General features: G+C 68.9%; 17 protein-coding genes. 2 read left to right on the top strand and 15 right to left on the bottom strand.

Annotated elements, in window-relative coordinates:
- Window positions 1–76: 76 nt before the first annotated feature.
- The 3 genes from dnaE to Q9R19_RS07780 all read right to left on the bottom strand — a co-directional run bounded on the left by dnaE (window position 77) and on the right by Q9R19_RS07780 (window position 5,277).
- Window positions 77–3,589: a DNA polymerase III subunit alpha gene (dnaE, locus tag Q9R19_RS07770; protein ID WP_311255738.1), complete on the bottom strand. Its 3,513-nt coding sequence runs from the start codon at window positions 3,587–3,589 to the stop codon at window positions 77–79.
- 82 nt (window positions 3,590–3,671) lie between these two features.
- Entirely contained in the window at window positions 3,672–4,700 is a 1,029-nt protein-coding gene (locus Q9R19_RS07775) for a hypothetical protein (RefSeq protein WP_311255739.1), read from the bottom strand.
- Window positions 4,675–5,277, bottom strand: a complete 603-nt coding sequence (locus Q9R19_RS07780) for an RNA polymerase sigma factor (protein WP_311255740.1) — start codon at window positions 5,275–5,277, stop codon at window positions 4,675–4,677. Before Q9R19_RS07780 ends, Q9R19_RS07775 begins: the two co-directional genes overlap by 26 nt.
- Before the next feature lie 71 nt (window positions 5,278–5,348).
- Here Q9R19_RS07780 and Q9R19_RS07785 point away from each other — a divergent pair, with 71 nt between their 5' ends.
- The gene (locus Q9R19_RS07785) at window positions 5,349–5,831 is read left to right on the top strand and encodes an NUDIX domain-containing protein (RefSeq protein WP_311255741.1); all 483 of its coding nucleotides are present in this window, start codon (window positions 5,349–5,351) and stop codon (window positions 5,829–5,831) included.
- A gap of 12 nt (window positions 5,832–5,843) precedes the next feature.
- On the opposite strand, the gene Q9R19_RS07790 is transcribed toward Q9R19_RS07785, so the two are convergent.
- From Q9R19_RS07790 to Q9R19_RS07800, 3 genes are read right to left on the bottom strand one after another with little or no spacing between them, the layout of a single operon-like run.
- On the bottom strand, window positions 5,844–6,689 hold the full coding sequence (locus Q9R19_RS07790; RefSeq protein ID WP_311255742.1) for a hypothetical protein: 846 nt from the start codon (window positions 6,687–6,689) through the stop codon (window positions 5,844–5,846).
- Window positions 6,686–7,087: a DUF6114 domain-containing protein gene (locus tag Q9R19_RS07795; RefSeq protein ID WP_311255743.1), complete on the bottom strand. Its 402-nt coding sequence runs from the start codon at window positions 7,085–7,087 to the stop codon at window positions 6,686–6,688. Before Q9R19_RS07795 ends, Q9R19_RS07790 begins: the two co-directional genes overlap by 4 nt.
- Window positions 7,088–7,119: 32 nt before the next feature.
- On the bottom strand, window positions 7,120–7,734 hold the full coding sequence (locus Q9R19_RS07800) for a DUF6230 family protein (RefSeq protein ID WP_311255744.1): 615 nt from the start codon (window positions 7,732–7,734) through the stop codon (window positions 7,120–7,122).
- Between the two features lie 92 nt (window positions 7,735–7,826).
- On the opposite strand from Q9R19_RS07800, the gene Q9R19_RS07805 reads away from it, so the two are divergent.
- The gene (locus Q9R19_RS07805) at window positions 7,827–8,435 is read left to right on the top strand and encodes a TetR/AcrR family transcriptional regulator (RefSeq protein WP_311255745.1); all 609 of its coding nucleotides are present in this window, start codon (window positions 7,827–7,829) and stop codon (window positions 8,433–8,435) included.
- Between the two features lie 15 nt (window positions 8,436–8,450).
- Here Q9R19_RS07805 and Q9R19_RS07810 read toward each other — a convergent pair whose 3' ends face one another.
- From Q9R19_RS07810 to murC, 9 genes are all read right to left on the bottom strand, one after another.
- Window positions 8,451–9,386 (bottom strand): RluA family pseudouridine synthase, encoded by a 936-nt coding sequence (locus Q9R19_RS07810; RefSeq protein ID WP_311255746.1) that lies wholly within the window; start codon window positions 9,384–9,386, stop codon window positions 8,451–8,453.
- A 2-nt stretch (window positions 9,387–9,388) separates the two neighbouring features.
- Window positions 9,389–10,021, bottom strand: a complete 633-nt coding sequence (lspA, locus tag Q9R19_RS07815) for a signal peptidase II (protein WP_311255747.1) — start codon at window positions 10,019–10,021, stop codon at window positions 9,389–9,391.
- A 7-nt stretch (window positions 10,022–10,028) separates the two neighbouring features.
- On the bottom strand, window positions 10,029–10,610 hold the full coding sequence (locus Q9R19_RS07820; RefSeq protein ID WP_311255748.1) for a DivIVA domain-containing protein: 582 nt from the start codon (window positions 10,608–10,610) through the stop codon (window positions 10,029–10,031).
- A 148-nt stretch (window positions 10,611–10,758) separates the two neighbouring features.
- On the bottom strand, window positions 10,759–11,055 hold the full coding sequence (locus Q9R19_RS07825; RefSeq protein WP_311255749.1) for a YggT family protein: 297 nt from the start codon (window positions 11,053–11,055) through the stop codon (window positions 10,759–10,761).
- Window positions 11,056–11,057: 2 nt separating this feature from the next.
- Window positions 11,058–11,528, bottom strand: coding sequence for a cell division protein SepF (locus Q9R19_RS07830; RefSeq protein ID WP_311255750.1), 471 nt, complete (start codon window positions 11,526–11,528; stop codon window positions 11,058–11,060).
- 44 nt (window positions 11,529–11,572) lie between these two features.
- Window positions 11,573–12,277 (bottom strand): YggS family pyridoxal phosphate-dependent enzyme, encoded by a 705-nt coding sequence (locus Q9R19_RS07835; protein ID WP_311255751.1) that lies wholly within the window; start codon window positions 12,275–12,277, stop codon window positions 11,573–11,575.
- 6 nt (window positions 12,278–12,283) lie between these two features.
- The gene (gene ftsZ / locus Q9R19_RS07840) at window positions 12,284–13,423 is read right to left on the bottom strand and encodes a cell division protein FtsZ (RefSeq protein ID WP_311255752.1); all 1,140 of its coding nucleotides are present in this window, start codon (window positions 13,421–13,423) and stop codon (window positions 12,284–12,286) included.
- Window positions 13,424–13,585: 162 nt separating this feature from the next.
- A complete protein-coding gene (locus tag Q9R19_RS07845) occupies window positions 13,586–14,506 on the bottom strand; it encodes an FtsQ-type POTRA domain-containing protein (protein ID WP_311255753.1) in 921 nt (306 codons plus the stop codon).
- A gap of 93 nt (window positions 14,507–14,599) precedes the next feature.
- Window positions 14,600–16,000: a UDP-N-acetylmuramate--L-alanine ligase gene (gene murC / locus Q9R19_RS07850; protein WP_311255754.1), complete on the bottom strand. Its 1,401-nt coding sequence runs from the start codon at window positions 15,998–16,000 to the stop codon at window positions 14,600–14,602.

Genomic DNA, 16,000 nt, shown 5'->3' on the forward strand with positions numbered 1-16,000 from the left:
ATGTCCTCTCGCGAGTCCCGATCCTACCGAGGCCGACGGGAGGAACCTGAGAGACGTTTCATGCAGCGCCCTCTCATCAGCCCAGGCAGGTGGGCCCGAGCAGCGATTTCAGGTCCCCGAACAGGTCGGCGGAGACGGTCACAGGCATGGGCACCTCGAACACCTTCGCCGATCCGCCGCGATGCACGCGCAGGAGCACCTCGGTCTCTCCGGCGTGGCGACGCAGCACCTCGGCGAGCTCCTGCATCATCCGCTCGGTCGCACGCTGCTCGGCCACCAGCAGCGAGAGCGGTCCGGCGGCGTCGAACGAGCCGACGTCGGGCGCGAACGCCGACTGCGCGTGCAGGTTCAGCCCGTCATCGCGCCGCGAGACCCGCCCGCGCACCGCGAGGATGGCATCCTGCTGCAGCACGTGCTGGTACTCGGTGTACGTCTTGCCCATGAACATCACGGTGACCTCGCCGTTGAAGTCCTCGACGGTGATCATGCCGTAGGGGTTGCCGCTGGCCTTGGCGACCCGGTGCTGCACGCTGGTGACCAGCCCCGCCACGGTGACCTGATCGCCGTCCTGCAGATCCTCCGAGGTCAGCAGGTCGTTGATCGAGATGGACGCGTGCTTGGCCAGCGGCACCTCCAGTCCAGCGAGCGGGTGGTCCGAGACGTACAGGCCGAGCATCTCGCGCTCGAAGGCGAGCTTGTCCTTCTTGACCCATTCCGGGCGCTCCGGCACCTTGGCGGGCGCGGCCTCCTCGTCGTACAGGCTGTCGAAGTCGAAGCCGATGGCGCCCTGGGCCTCGTTGCGCTTGCGATCCACCGACGCCTCGACCGCGTCCTCATGGATCTCCAGCAGCGCACGGCGCGTGTTCCCCATCGTGTCGAACGCGCCGGCCTTGATCAGCGACTCCACCGTGCGCTTGTTCGACACGTGCAGCGGCACCTTGTCGAGGAAATCGTGGAACGAGGCATACGGGCCGTCCTTGCGGGCCTGGATGATGCCGTCGACGACGTTGCCGCCCACGTTGCGCACGGCGCCAAGCCCGAAGCGCACATCCTCCCCGACGGCTGCGAAGAAGTTGATCGACTCGGACACGTCCGGCGGAAGCACCTTGATGCCCATCCGGCGGCACTCGTTGAGATACACGGCCATCTTGTCCTTGGAGTCGCCGACGCTCGTCAGCAGGGCAGCCATGTACTCGGCCGGGTAGTGCGCCTTCAGGTACCCGGTCCAGTACGACACCAGTCCGTAGGCGGCGGAGTGCGCTTTGTTGAACGCGTAGTCCGAGAACGGCAGCAGGATGTCCCAGAGCGCCTTGACCGCGCCCTCACTGAATCCGCGGTCGATCATGCCCTGGTGGAAGCCGGCGTACTGCTTGTCGAGCTCGGACTTCTTCTTCTTTCCCATCGCGCGGCGCAGGATGTCTGCTTCGCCGAGCGTGAAGCCGGCGACCTTCTGCGCGATGGCCATGACCTGCTCCTGATAGATGATCAGGCCGTAGGACTCCGAGAGGATCTCATCCAGCGGCTCCTCGAGCTCGGGATGGATCGGGGTGATCGGCTGCTGCCCGTTCTTGCGCAACGCGTAGTTGGTGTGCGAGTTCGCGCCCATCGGACCCGGACGGTACAGGGCGATGAGGGCCGAGATGTCGTCGAAGGTGTCGGGCTTCATCAGGCGCATCAGCGAGCGCAGCGGGGTGGAGTCGAGCTGGAACACGCCCAGCGTGTCGCCGCGCGTGAGCAGCTCGTAGGTGGCGCGATCATCGAGTTCGAGATGCTCGAGGTCGAGCTCCTCTCCCCGGTTCATCCGGATGTTGTCCAGCGCGTCGGAGATGATCGTGAGGTTGCGCAGCCCCAGGAAGTCCATCTTGATCAGGCCGAGCGATTCGCAGGACGGGTAGTCGAACTGCGTGACGATCTGGCCGTCCTGCTCGCGCTTCATGATGGGGATGATGTCGAGCAGCGGATGCGACGACATGATGACACCTGCCGCGTGCACGCCCCACTGGCGCTTGAGGCCCTCCAGCCCGAGTGCTCGGTCGAAGACCGTCTTCGCCTCGGGGTCGGTCTCGATCAGCGCGCGGAACTCGCTGGCCTCCTTGTACCGCGGATGCTCGGAGTCGAACATTCCGCTCAGCGGCATGTCCTTGCCCATCACGGCCGGCGGCATGGCCTTGGTCAGACGCTCCCCCATGCTGAACGGGAAGCCGAGCACACGGCCGGCGTCCTTCAGCGCCTGCTTGGACTTGATCGTGCCGTAGGTGACGATCTGCGAGACGCGCTCCGAGCCGTACTTCTCGGTGACGTAGTCGATGACCTCGCCGCGACGGCGGTCGTCGAAGTCGACGTCGAAGTCGGGCATCGAGACGCGGTCGGGGTTCAGGAAGCGCTCGAAGATCAGGCCGTGCTCGAGCGGATCGAGATCGGTGATCCGCATCGCGTAGGCGACCATCGACCCGGCGCCGGATCCGCGACCGGGGCCGACCCGCACGCCGTTGTCCTTGGCCCAGTTGATGAAGTCGGCGACCACGAGGAAGTAGCCGGGGAACTTCATCTGCAGGATGATGCCCAGCTCGTAGTCCGCGCGCTCGCGCACCTTGTCGGGGATGCCGTTCGGGTAGCGGTAGTGCAGGCCGCGATCGACCTCCTTGACCAGCCAGCTCTCCTCGGTCTCGCCGTCGGGCACCGGGAAGTTCGGCATGTAGTTGGCCGACGTGTCGAACTCCACCTCGCAGCGCTCGGCGATCAGCAGCGTGTTGTCACAGGCATCCGGGTGATCGCGGAACAGCTGCCGCATCTCCTGCGCGGTCTTGATGTAGTACCCGTCGCCGTCGAACTTGAAGCGGTTGGGGTCGTCCATCGTGGAGCCGGACTGCACGCACAGCAGGGCCTCGTGCGCGTCGGCCTCGTGCTGGTGCGTGTAGTGCGAGTCGTTGGTGGCCACCAGCGGGATGCTCAGTTCCTTGGCGATCCGCAGCAGATCCGAGTTCACCCGCCGCTCGATGGACAGGCCGTGATCCATCAGCTCGCAGAAGTAGTTCTCCTTGCCGAAGATGTCCTGGAACTCCGCCGCAGCGGCCTTCGCGGCATCGTACTGCCCCAGCCGCAGGCGAGTCTGGATCTCGCCGGAGGGGCATCCGGTGGTCGCGATCAGCCCCTCGCTGTAGTTCTGCAGCAGTTCGCGATCCATGCGCGGCTTGAAGTAGTAGCCCTCGATGCTGGAGAGCGAGCTGAGCCGGAACAAATTGTGCATCCCGGTGGTGTTCTGGCTCCACATCGTCATGTGCGTGTAGGCGCCTGACCCGGAGACGTCATCGCTCTTCTGGTCGGGCGACCCCCAGGCCACGCGCGATTTGTCGCTGCGGTGCGTGCCGGGCGTGACGTACGCCTCCAGCCCGATGATGGGCTTGACTCCGGCGTTCTTCGCCGCGTTGTAGAACTCGAAGGCCGCGAAGGTGTTGCCGTGGTCGGTGACGGCGATCGCCGGCATCCCGTAATCGGCCGCCGCCTGCGTCATCGCGGCGATCTTGGCCGCCCCGTCCAGCATGGAGTACTCGCTGTGGACATGCAGGTGCACGAAGGAGTCGGAGGCCATGCTTCGAGTCTACGAGGCGGCCCCGACACCGGGTACCGGTGCCGGGGCCGGGAGGAGCGGATGCGGAACGACGAGCATCTCCTCAGGGCAACGAGTCCACGACCGAAGTGCTGAAGGACTGCAGATCCCCGGGCTCATCTGCGGGGATCAGGTTCCCCACAACACCCCAGGGCGAGTCCGCGACTTCGACGATCATGCCGGCTTCGGTATCGATGACGAAGCTCTGCCATGATCTCCCGCCGCCCGGGACATCGAAGAAGCGCGTCAGGGTGGCCCGTGAACCGTCTTCATGTGCGACCTCCCATCCGGGGACGAGAGCGAGGGCCCGAAACAGAGCCGCACGAAGATCTGCCGGTGGAAGGCCCAGGTACACGGCATTGAGGATAGAGAGCGATTCGTATCCCGGCTGCGCGTTCTCGTTCACCCTGAACCATCGGATCAGCTCCTCGGGATCCCGAGGCATGGCGGCGAACTCCTCGGCCGAGTATGCGACGTAGCCGTTCTCGACGAGATGCTGCCCTTTCATGCGCAATCTGATCAGTTGCTCATCGCGGACAGGAGCGTCCGAGAAGATCGAGCGCCGAAACTTCTCAGCGTCCTTTCCCCACTCCTTCGTGATCTCGACTGGAGCCCGGGTGTCCACGTACCAGTCATCGGAACGGTCAGCGGGGACGTAGAAGACGTCTGTCACGACCTTCCGGAATGCGTTCTCGGTCGGCTTGTCTCCGGCATTCTGCGAGTCGGTGACGAGTTGGTCGGTCTTTCTCTCAATCCGGAGATACTGTCCTGGCAGCAGCGTGGTATCCGACGCATGGATCGTGACCTCGGCGGCGTGGTTCATCACCTGCGCCACCGCTGCTGAGGCTGTCGGAACCGCTGCGGGGACCGGGGCGACGACCGAGCCGAGCACGATCGCCGTGACTGCTGCGGCGCCCGCGACGACTCCGCCGATGCCGAGCCCCGCCCAGCGCGGCATCCGTCGTCGAGCGCGCAAGGCGGGCTTGCTCCGCGCGATCTCCCGCATCAGTGCACCGCGAGCTCCTGCCACCGTGCTCTCCTCGATGTGCGCCTGCTCGGTGCCGACCTCACGCACCCGTTCCATAAGCGACATCGCTCTCCTCCTTCGCCATCCAGGTCAGTCGGGCCGCGGAATGCGAACCCGGGGGTGCGAGCTTGCGGCGCACCCGGTTCAGGCGCGACCGCACCGTGCCGACCGGCACGTGCAGCGCCAGGGCGATCTGCTCATAGGTCAGATCACCCCACGCGTACAGCAGCAGGGTGTCCCGGTCGCGCGGCGACAGCGCGGCGATGCGCGGCGCGAGCGCACGCAGCGCGGCATCCGCATCCATCCGCTCCTCGGCCGCGCCGTGACCGGCATCCACAACGGATGCCGCCCCGGACGCCGCCTCGAACGACCGCCACTGCCGCGCCTCGTCCGCACGGTGCCGCTTGACGACGCGCGTGGCGATGCCCAGCAGCCACGGCAGCGCCGAACCGACGGCGAGGTCGTAGGACGAGCGCCGCCGGAACGCCACCAGGAACGTCTCGCTGAGGGCGTCGTCCACGGCATCCGCGCCCACCCGACGGCGGATGTAGCCGCCGACGGGCCGCACGTGCCTCTCGAAGATCCCCGAGAAGGCCTCGGGCTCCTCGAGCGACCGTTCGATGATCTCGCTGTCTGTGCTCACACTCGGTATTGCCCGGGTCCGCGCTTTCGGTTCACGCTTTCTTCCCTTCGCACGCCGATACGCTGAATCGTATGGCCACTCCCGACTTCGTCCTGTCTCTGCGCGAGCGCATCGGGCATGACCCGCTCCCCCTCGTCGGCACGACGGCGGTCGTGTTCCGCGATGAGAAGGTCCTGCTGGGAAAGCGCGCCGACAACGGCACCTGGCAGTGCGTCGCCGGCATCGTGGAGCCCGGAGAGGAGCCGGCGGATGCCGCGGCACGCGAGTGCCTCGAGGAGGCCGGCGTCGTCGTGTCGGTCGAGCGGGTCGCGCTGGTGCACGCCCTGCCGCGGATCACCTACGCCAACGGCGACCAGGTCGACTACACCGAGATCGTCTTCCGCTGCTCGTGGGTGTCGGGCGAACCGCATCCGGCGGACGGCGAGCTGACCGAGGTGGGCTTCTACGACCTCGCCGCGATGGGCGACGTCGACGGCGCCCACGTGCGCAAGATCGCCCTGGCGATGGCCGAGGACGACCCTGCGCACTTCCGCGGCGGCCGCGTCAGGCGCTGAGACCCCGCAGGGTCACCTGCTCGCGACGATCCGCTGGTCGGTGTTCGTGTAGCCGATCGAGTCGGCGATGGTGCCGACCAGTCCCATGCTCACGTGCAGCAGGCCGGGTTCGACGTCGTCCAGCGACGGCGGAGTGTCCACGCCGAGCGAGAGCAGCGTCTCGCCGTCCCTGCCCGTGGCTGTGAGCGAGCCCAAGTACACCGTGACATGCCCTTTCAGCGACATCGTGTCGGCGTCCGTGACGAGGCCGTCCCGCTGCGGCGGCCGAACCGACAGTGAGAAGCCGGTGAGCGTGATCTCGTCGGCGCTGATCTTGAGCACCCGGATGCGCTCGCCGTCGATCGTGGGCACCGTGACCAGGCCGATCGACCGCAGGCCGCTGAACGACAGCCCGTCCGATGCCATCTGCGCGGGAGTTCCGGTGAACACCGGCGCGTCCGGATCGGGCTGGGCGGGCGGCGGGGTCGCCGTCTTCTCCGAGTCGGGATCGGCAGGATGCTCGGGATCAGCTACCGCATCGCCATCGGTGCCGGAGTCCTTCTCGGAGTCGGCGCCCTCCGGATCGTCCGTGCCCCGCTCGTCGCCACCCTGGCCGTCGGCATCCTGATCGGCCCCGCCCTGGTCGCCCGCACCCTCATCGCCCGCACCCTGGTCGCCCGCGTCCTGCTCCGGGCCGGTGGGCTCGGGGGTGCTCGTGGCCGGCGATGACGGCGTCGGATCCGGCTGAGGACACCAGATCAGCGGGATGCACAGCGCCGGGCGCACCCCCGCCGGCGCCGAGGCGCCGAGAGTCAGCGGCGTCAGCAGCGCGCACAGCACGACCGCGGCGACCGCCGAGCGGCTGAGGCGCCGACTCACGCAGCCGCCTCCTCGGATTCCCGGGCGCGCCGGCGGCCCGGCATCCACGCGACCACGAGGATGCCGCCGATGCAACCGAGCAGCATCCCCACGATGAACCCGCCCAGGTTCACGCCGACCAGCGAGTACAGCGCCACAGCCAGCGCGATCACGCCGTAGAAGACATGATGGGCGGGCATCGTCATGGCCAGGACGCCCAGCAGCACCAGCACGACGGGGATGATCGTAGCCTGCAGTCCCTCGATGCCCAGCTGGATGTGCAGTTCCCCGAAGTCCAGCTGACCCGAGAAGAACAGCTCGAGGCCCGAGAGCACCAGGAGCAGCCCGCCGACGAAGGGTCGCTGCCCTCGCCAGCGACGGAACCGCGACATCGCGGTGCTGCGCGTGCGGTTCGTCATGGCCGCCTCCGGAGTCTCAGAGATCGCCTCGCTCAGAAGCATCCCTTGGATCCGTCCGTGAGCTCCAGTGTCATGCCCGTCAGGGTGAAGACGGATGCCTGGGTGCTCCATGCGGTCTGCTGCAGGTTCTTGATGGTCACGGTGTCGGCATCCTGCGCGAAGTCGCCCGCGCTCCCCTTGGCGGAGGTGCTGACGGTCGATGCATCCACCCCGATGCGGATCTTTCCGAACGAGGCGTCGCCCTTGAGCCCGGTCATGCCGATCTGCAGATCGGATGCGCTGGCGGGGCTGTCGCCGCCGGCCTTGATCAGCACGCCCACCTTGCCCAGCGGCGTCTCGGACACGACCGACTGGCACAGGTCGGAGAGCGTTGCGCTCTTGATGTTCGCGATCGCGACCGTGTGCTCGCCGCCTTCGGTGTCCTCGGCCACCCCGGCGTACTGCGAGAAGCCCGTGCCCTCGAGCAGGCTCGCGCTGATCTGGAACTGGCTGCCGGAGACGGCGAACGACACCGGCACCTGTCCCTGCGCGACGCCTCCCACGAGCAGTGCGGCGACGACGCCCACGGGCACCGCTGCCAGAGTGAGGCGTCCTGCGTGCGTGCCGGTGGCCTTCGAGATCAGCTTCTTGGGGCTGCGGAACTTCATCGATCCTCCTGTGTGGCGTCGTCGTCGGCGCGCGAACCAGAATACCTCTCATTGACTCTTAGTCAATACCGTGCCCGGCTAGGATCGGAGCCATGCCCGCCGAGCGTCGCGTCCGCCTCACCCCGGACGAGCGCCGTGCGCAGCTCATCGCGGCAGGAGTCGGCTACCTGGCCGACCACGCGCTGGATGATCTGACCATCGACGTGCTCGCCGGTCTGACCGGCGTCTCACGGGCGCTGGTGTTCCACTACTTCGACACCAGGCAGGGAATGCACCGGGCGGTCGTGCAGGCCGCTCGCGACGCGCTGCTGACAGCCACGCTCCCCCAGCCCGAGCTGCCCCCGCGGGAGCGCGTGCACGACGTGCTGCTGCGCATCACGCAGTTCGTCGACGACCACCGCGGCACGTTCTTCTCCCTGGTGCGCGGGATCGCGAGTGGAGATCCGTCGGTGCGAGCGGTGGTCGATCAGGCGCGCGAGGCGAACGCCGAGCACCTGCGCGAATCCCTGGTGGAGCTCGGCGAGCGGGACACGGCCGCACTGCGCCTGGCGCTGCGATCGTGGGTCGCGTTCACCGAGGAGACGCTGATCGCGCTCGCCGCCGAGCGGAGCGGTGCGCGCGCGACGGACGCGACGATCGTCGCGTTCCTGGAGCGCACGCTCGAGGGCGTGGTCGCCGCCGCCCGCGAAGCGTCGTTCTGATCGGGATGCCGGGGGTCAGCCGTTCGGCTCGCGCCCCGGATCGAGCACCTCGAGCGCGTGCTCGAAATCGGCCGGGTACGGCGACTCGAACCGCACCCACTCCCCCGTGCCCGGATGCGTGAACGCCAGCCGGTGCGCGTGCAGCCACTGCCTGGTCAGGCCCAGCCGGGCCGACAGGGTCGGATCGGCGCCGTACAGCGGGTCGCCGACGCACGGATGCCGGTGCGCGGCCATGTGCACGCGGATCTGATGCGTGCGCCCCGTCTCCAGGTGGATCTCCAGCAGCGAGGCGCCGGGGAACGCCTCCAGGGTCTCGTAGTGCGTGACCGAGGGCTTGCCGTCGGGCACGACGGCGAACTTCCAGTGATGGTTCGGATGCCGCCCGATCGGCGCGTCGATCGTGCCGGCGAGCGGGTCGGGATGCCCCTGCACGACCGCGTGGTAGACCTTCTCGACCGTGCGTTCCTTGAACGCGCGCTTGAGGTCGGTGTACGCCGCCTCGGTCTTGGCGACGACCATCAGGCCGCTGGTGCCGACGTCGAGCCTGTGCACGACGCCCTGACGCTCGGGTGCGCCGCTGGTCGCGATGCGGAACCCGGCGGCGGCGAGGGCGCCGACGACCGTGGGACCCTCCCAGCCGAGAGAGGGATGCGCGGCGACGCCGGTGGGCTTGTCCACCACGACGATGTCGTCGTCGTCGTGCACGATGCCGAGCTCGGGCACGGCGATGGGCACGACCCGCGGCTCCTCCTTGGGCGTCCAGCTCACTTCGAGCCAGCCTCCGGCGCGGAGCCGGTCCGACTTCCCCAGCTGCGCGCCGTCGAGCGCGACGCCACCGGCCTCGGCGACCTCAGCGGCGAAGGTGCGCGAGAAGCCGAGCATCTTCGCCAGCGCGGCATCGACCCGCGCGCCGTCCAGCCCGTCGGGCACGGGCACGCTGCGCGTCTGCATGCTCAGGCGTCACCCGATGCGGAACCGGTGCCGGCCTGCGCGGAGTCGGCCCGCGAAGCGTCGCCCTGCGCTGCCCCGCCCTGCGCTGCCCCGCCCTGCGCGATGTCGGCCTCGTCCACGTGATCCCGCTCGCGGGTGCCGTCCAGGCGCAACCCCATGACCACCAGCAGCGCCACCGAGATCATCCCGGTCACGATGAACACGTCGGCGACGTTGAAGATGGCCGGCAGCATCCAGGGCATCGAGATCATGTCCACGACGTGCCCCACGCCGACTCCGGGTGCGCGGAACAGCCGGTCCGAGAGGTTCCCGAGCACCCCGCCCAGCAGGCAGCCGAGCACGACGGCCCACAGCCGCGAGCGCACGCCCAGCACCTTCCAGATGATGACCACGGCGACCACGGCCAGTGCGATCGAGAAGATCCACGTCATGCCGGCGCCGATCGAGAACGCGGCCCCCGAGTTGCGGATGTAGTACAGCTGAAGGAAGTCCCCCAGCACCGGCACCGCCTCTTCGGAGGGCAGGTGCTCGATGGTGAGGTGCTTCACGTACTGGTCGGCGGCCAGCACGAGCGCCGCGAGGATCGCAACGATCGCGCCGGCCGCCGACCGAGGAAGCGGCCGACGTCCGGTCAAGATCGACCTACAGGCCGATGGCGGAGACGGGTGTCGAGTCCGACGACGACTTCTGGTCCAGGTCGCGGAGCTGGCCCTCGATCAGGGCGCGCAGCTTGCCGCGGTAGTCGCGCTCGAACTCGCGCAGTTCGGTGATGCGGCTCTCGAGGGTGTTGCGCTCGCGCTCCAGACGCGCCGACTCCTCGCGCTGCTTGGCCTCGGCCTCGGTGCGGATGCGGGTGACCTCGGCCTCGGCCTCGGAGATGAGCTGACGGCGCTTGGACTCGCCCTCGGCGACGTGCTCGTCGTGCAGGCGCTGCGCCAGCTCGATGATGCCGGCCGACGTGCCCGTGGCGGAGGACTCCGCGGTAGGCGCCGGAGCGGCCTGGACGGGCGTCGCCGCGACCGGCGCCGCGGCCACCGGGCCGGTGCTCTGACCGGACTCGAAGGCGGCCAGCTTGGCCTTCAGGTCGTTGTTCTCCTCGATGGTCTTGCGCCACTCAACGACGATCTCGTCGAGGTAGTCGTCGACCTCCTCCGGGTCGAACCCGTCCTTGAAGCGGACGTGCTGGAACTCCTTGTGGACGACGTCATCCGGGGTAAGTGCCATGGGTGGCTCCTCTTTCGATGAGTTCATTTCGGCCAGTCGTTGAAGATGGCGCGGTGTTCTTCGGACGCGTACCCGCGGCGCGCGTCTGGGAGCCAAGCATAGTCCCCCAGCCTGTGCGTCGCGACGGGGCGACGCCCGCCGAGGCGGGTCAGAGCGCTTGCGCGATCGCGAGCGCGATGAGCACCACGACCAGGGTCAGCGTCCAGCCGAAATCCAGTGCCATCGAACCCACCCGCAGCGGGGGGACCAGTCGCCGGAACAGCCGGATCGGCGGATCGGTCACGGTGTAGACGAGCTCGGCGAGCACCAGCCCGGCGCCCTTCGGCCGCCACTCCCGGCTGAACAGTGGAATGAAGTCGAGTACCAGCCGTGCGAACAGCACGAGCAGGTACAGCGTCAGCACCAGCTCGGCGATGCCGCCGACGATGCCGAGACCTGTCGCCAAGGTCAGGAGTCGAACGAGGCCGGCGTCGCTGCGGCGATGCCGCCCTGACCGGAGACCGCGATGTTCTCGGGCGAGAGGAGGAACACCTTGCTGGTGACCCGCTCGATGCGCCCGTACAGCCCCAGCGACAGACCGCTCGCGAAGTCGATCAGACGGCGCGCGTCGGCGTCGCTCATCTGCGACAGATTGATGATCACCGGCACGCCGTCGCGGAAGTTCTCGGCGATGACCTGCGCGTCGCGGTACTGCTTGGGGTGCACGGTGAGGATCTCGTTGACCGTGCCCGCCGCCGGCTGGCGCACGGCCGTCGGCCGACGCAGCGGCGTCACCGGCGCGGGAGCGTGCTCCTCACGCGCTTCGCGCTCACGCTCACGCGGTGCGCGCACCTCGGGCTGCGCGGCGGTCTCCTCGTAGACCTCTTCCTCGTCGGCGAGGCCGAGATACACCATGGTCTTCTTCAGCGGGTTACCCATCGTGTCCTCCGGTTCGAACGGTGCGGGCTGGTCTGGTTGAAAGGTTAACCCCGCGCAGGGCGCGGGCCGGTTATTGCGGAGCCGATCCGCAGGTGTGTCGCGCCGGCGTCGATCGCCGACACGAAGTCGGCGGTCATGCCGGCGGAGATCCAGGTCGCCTCGGGCGCCAGGCCGCGGATGCGATCGGCGACGGAGCGCAGGCGCGCGAACGCGCGTGCCGGCTCCTCGTCGAGAGGTGCGACGGCCATCACACCGCGCAGCCGCAGCGAGTCCAGTCGCAGCACGTGCTCGGCGAGGGATTCCGCCTCGTCCAGCGCGCTGCCTCCCCGTCCGGCGTCCGTCGTGAGATTCACCTGCACGAGCACATCGAGTGCGCCGTCGTCCTCTGCAGCGCGGTGCAGCGCATCCGCGAGCCGCACGCGGTCCACGGAATGGACCGCGTCGGATGCGCGGCGGATCGCCGCGGCCTTATTGGTCTGGGCCTGGCCGATGAAGTGCCACCTCAGGTCATCCAGCGCGGGGTCCTGATCCGTCCGCAGCTCCGCGCGCTTGGCGGTCAGCTCCTGCTGACGGTTCTCCCCCACCTCGACGACACCGAGTGCACGCAGCTCCCGAACCAGCTGAGCCGGATGGAACTTGGTCACGACGATCCGGGTGATCTCACCCGGATCGCGACCGGCTCGGAGCGCGGCCTCGGCGATCCGCTCGTCGATCGCCGAGAGCCGCGCTGCGAGCTCCGGTTCGCCCACCGAGACCTACTTCAGGAACTCGGGGATGTCGATGTCGCCGTCGTCGAACGCCGGGTCGATGCTCGAGGGCGCAGAGACGGACACGGCGGGCTTGATGGGCTCGGCGCGGTCCTCCTCGCCCTTCTCCTCGACGCGCACCTCCGGCAGCGGTGCCGCCTCGGGACGCGTCGCCTCGAACGGCTCCAGACGCGGCGACGGCTCTCCGCCGTCGAATCCTGCCGCGATCACGGTCACCCGCACCTCGTCGCCGAGGGTGTCGTCGATGACCGTTCCGAAGATGATGTTCGCCTCGGGGTGCGCCGCCTCCTTGACGAGGTCGGCGGCGTCGTGGATCTCGAAGATGCCCAGGTTCGAGCCACCCTGGATCGACAGCAGCACGCCGTGCGCGCCCTCGATGGACGCCTCCAGCAGCGGCGACTCGACAGCCAGCTCGGCCGCCTTGATCGCCCGGTCGGCGCCGCGGGCAGATCCGATGCCCATCAGGGCCGAACCCGCGCCCTGCATCACCGACTTGACGTCGGCGAAGTCGAGGTTGATGAGGCCGGGGGTGGTGATGAGATCGGTGATGCCCTGCACACCGGCCAGAAGCACCTGGTCGGCGGTGGCGAAGGCCTCGATCATCGAGATGCCGCGGTCGCTGATCTCCAGCAGGCGGTCGTTCGGCACCACGATGAGGGTGTCGACCTCCTCCTTCAGCTTCGCCACGCCGGCCTCCGCCTGGCTCTGGCGACGGCGGCCCTCGAACGAGAACGGCTTGGTGACGACGCCGATCGTCAGCGCGCCGATCGACTTCGCGATCCGCGCGACGACGGGCGCACCGCCGGTGCCGGTCCCGCCGCCCTCGCCGGCGGTGACGAACACCATGTCGGCACCCGTCAGGGCCTGCTCGATCTCCTCGGCGTGGTCCTCCGCGGCGCGACGACCCACTTCAGGATCGGCGCCGGCGCCCAGTCCCCGGGTGAGTTCGCGACCCACGTCCAGCTTCACGTCGGCGTCGCTCATCAGCAGCGCCTGCGCGTCGGTGTTCACGGCGATGAACTCGACGCCGCGGAGTCCGAGTTCGATCATGCGGTTGACGGCGTTGACGCCGCCACCGCCGACACCGACGACCTTGATCACGGCGAGGTAGTTCTGGTTCTGGCTCATGGCCGGCCTCCGTTATTCGAGCCTGACGAGGGATAAACCTTAAACCTCTAGCAGAGGGTTAAACTGTTTCCCGGTATTGCGTTCTCGTCATCGACGGTAAGCGCAACGCGCGCGCCTGCCCGCACCGACACGGCGTGTCGGTGCGATCGCCTGCCGAAGGCGTCAGCGCACCACCGGAACGGTGGGCGCGGAGACGTCGAAGCCTCGTGCGTCGGGATTGCTCTTGATCAGCGCGGCGAGCACCAGGGCCTTGGTCACCGAGTCGTCATCGCTCCCCCAGAGCACCGTGGGGCCGTCCTTCAGCGTGAGCGTCACGTCGTCCACGGTCGATGCCGAGACCTGCGTCACCTGTGCCCGCAGGTCGGCGGAGAGCGAGCGGACGACCAGCCCCGCGCTGCGGAACGCGGCGGTGTCGGCGCCGCCGCTGATCTTCAGCACGGGCTGACCGGCGGGAGGGTCGGGAGTGGTCGACAGCACGACGCCGGCGGCATCGACGAGTGTGTAGCCGGCATCCGAGCGGAGCACTCCCACGGGCGTGCGCTCCACGATCCGCACGAGCAGCTCGTGCGGGGGCCGCGCCTCCAGCGAGTACGACTCGATGATGGGGAACTCGGTCAGCGCCGATTTCACCCCGCGGTCATCGATCAGCGCGAGCGGCGATCCGAGCTGACCCTGGAGAGCCTTCTGCACCGCGGCCGCATCCAGTGACTTCGCGCCCACCACGGTGATGCGCTCCACGGCGAACAGCGGCCCGTACGCCGCCAGCGCGCTGCCGATCAGGAGCGCCACGACCGCTCCGATCGCCGACAGCCACAGGATGCGGCGGCGGCGCGAGCGCTGCGTGAACCTGCGGATCTCCGCACGCAGCGCCTTGCGCCGTGCGCGCGCCGCGCGCCAGACGTCGCTGCTGCGCACGGGCGCCTGGTCACCGGCATCCCGCGACTCCTGCTCCGTCGCGACGCTCTCCGCCGTCGCGGATGCGGCCGCATCGGCCATCAGCGGCACACGCGCAGGCGTCACCATCTCCTCGTGCGCCGCCTCCTCGCGCGCGGTCTCGTCGCGCACGGTCTCCCCGGGCGCCATGGCGTCCGCTCTTCGCCGGAGCCGTCGAGCGACGGGCGCGGCCTCCTCGGGCTCCTCGACGGGAGACGGGAGCGGCACCGGACGACGCATGGCTCAGGCTCCGTGCGTGCGCCGCAGCGCGTCGAGCACCTGCGGGATGAGCTGGTAGACGTTCCCGCAGCCGAGCGTCACCACCACGTCCCCGTCACGGGCCACCTGCGCGGTGTAGTCGGCGGCCTGCTGCCAGTCCGGCACGTAATGCACGTGCGCCGGATCGGCGAAGGCGCCGCTGACGAGCTCGCCCGTCACCCCGGGCACGGGATCCTCTCGCGCGCCGTAGACGTCGAGCATGACGGTGTGATCGGCGAACTCCTCCAGCACCTCCGCGAATTCGCGGTACATGTGCTGCGTGCGCGAGTAGGTGTGCGGCTGCTGGATCGCGATCAGGCGACCGGCTCCGGCGACGCCGCGCATTGCCTCCAGCGCCGCCCGCACCTCGGTGGGGTGGTGCGAGTAGTCGTCGTAGACCCGCACCCCGCCGGCCTCGCCGTGCAGCTCCAGACGGCGCACTGTTCCGGCGAATCCCTCCACCGCGGCACTCGCCTCGGTCAGCGCGTGACCCAATGTCATCAGCACGGCCACCGCGCCGGCCGCGTTGATGGCGTTGTGCGCCCCAGGGACCGCCAACCGCATGCGCACCGACTCCGCGCCGCTGACCAGCGTGGCCGCGACCGCGCCGGTGGTGTCGATGTCGTCGACGCGCAGATCGGCGTCCGCCGCGCGTCCGAACGTGATGATCCTGTCGTGGGTCAGTGCGGCGCGCACGCGCTGCGCGCCGGGGTCGTCCGCCGAGATCACGACCGCCTCGGCGGCCTCGTTCCCGAAACGCGCGAAGGCGTCGTAGAAGGCGTCCTCCGAGGCGAAGAAGTCGAGGTGGTCGGGGTCGACGTTCGTGATCAGCGCGATCGAGGTGTCGTAGAGCAGGAACGTCCCGTCGGACTCGTCGGCCTCGATCACGAACAGCTCGTCGGAGCCCGTGCTGCTCGAGGCGCCGAGCTGCTCGATGACGCCCCCGTTGACGAAGCTCGGATCGGCGCCCAGCGCCTGCAGCGCCGTCACCAGCATCCCGGTGGAACTGGTCTTGCCGTGCGCACCGGCGACCGAGACGAGCCGGCGTCCGCCGATCAGCCAGTGCAGCGCCTGGGAGCGGTGGATGACGTGGAGACCGCGCTCCTTCGCCGTGACGAACTCGGGATTCTCCGGCCAGATCGCGCCCGTGTGGATGACCGTGTCGGCATCGCCCAGGTGCGCGGCGTCGTGGCCGACGTGCACCGTGGCGCCCGCCGCCGCCAGCGCGCGCAGATTGTCGCTGTCGGCGCGGTCGGAGCCGGAGACGCGGATGCCGGCATCCAGGAACATCCGGGCCAGTCCGCTCATCCCCGATCCGCCGATGCCGATGAAGTGCGCGGACTCGATGTCGTCGGGGACGGGAAGGGTGAGGTCGGGTCTGATCAT

Source organism: Microbacterium sp. ARD32, assembly GCF_031844385.1.
In the GTDB taxonomy this organism is placed as follows: domain Bacteria; phylum Actinomycetota; class Actinomycetes; order Actinomycetales; family Microbacteriaceae; genus Microbacterium.

What these genes read in the sequence shown, in the direction of transcription:
- dnaE (WP_311255738.1), bottom strand. Translation starts at nt 3,589, where the DNA reads ATGGCCTCCGACTCCTTCGTGCACCTGCATGTCCACAGCGAGTACTCC.
- Q9R19_RS07775 (WP_311255739.1), bottom strand. Translation starts at nt 4,700, where the DNA reads ATGTCGCTTATGGAACGGGTGCGTGAGGTCGGCACCGAGCAGGCGCAC.
- Q9R19_RS07785 (WP_311255741.1), top strand. Translation starts at nt 5,349, where the DNA reads ATGGCCACTCCCGACTTCGTCCTGTCTCTGCGCGAGCGCATCGGGCAT.
- Q9R19_RS07795 (WP_311255743.1), bottom strand. Translation starts at nt 7,087, where the DNA reads ATGACGAACCGCACGCGCAGCACCGCGATGTCGCGGTTCCGTCGCTGG.
- Q9R19_RS07800 (WP_311255744.1), bottom strand. Translation starts at nt 7,734, where the DNA reads ATGAAGTTCCGCAGCCCCAAGAAGCTGATCTCGAAGGCCACCGGCACG.
- Q9R19_RS07805 (WP_311255745.1), top strand. Translation starts at nt 7,827, where the DNA reads ATGCCCGCCGAGCGTCGCGTCCGCCTCACCCCGGACGAGCGCCGTGCG.
- Q9R19_RS07810 (WP_311255746.1), bottom strand. Translation starts at nt 9,386, where the DNA reads ATGCAGACGCGCAGCGTGCCCGTGCCCGACGGGCTGGACGGCGCGCGG.
- Q9R19_RS07820 (WP_311255748.1), bottom strand. Translation starts at nt 10,610, where the DNA reads ATGGCACTTACCCCGGATGACGTCGTCCACAAGGAGTTCCAGCACGTC.
- Q9R19_RS07830 (WP_311255750.1), bottom strand. Translation starts at nt 11,528, where the DNA reads ATGGGTAACCCGCTGAAGAAGACCATGGTGTATCTCGGCCTCGCCGAC.
- ftsZ (WP_311255752.1), bottom strand. Translation starts at nt 13,423, where the DNA reads ATGAGCCAGAACCAGAACTACCTCGCCGTGATCAAGGTCGTCGGTGTC.
- Q9R19_RS07845 (WP_311255753.1), bottom strand. Translation starts at nt 14,506, where the DNA reads ATGGCGCCCGGGGAGACCGTGCGCGACGAGACCGCGCGCGAGGAGGCG.
- murC (WP_311255754.1), bottom strand. Translation starts at nt 16,000, where the DNA reads ATGATCAGACCCGACCTCACCCTTCCCGTCCCCGACGACATCGAGTCC.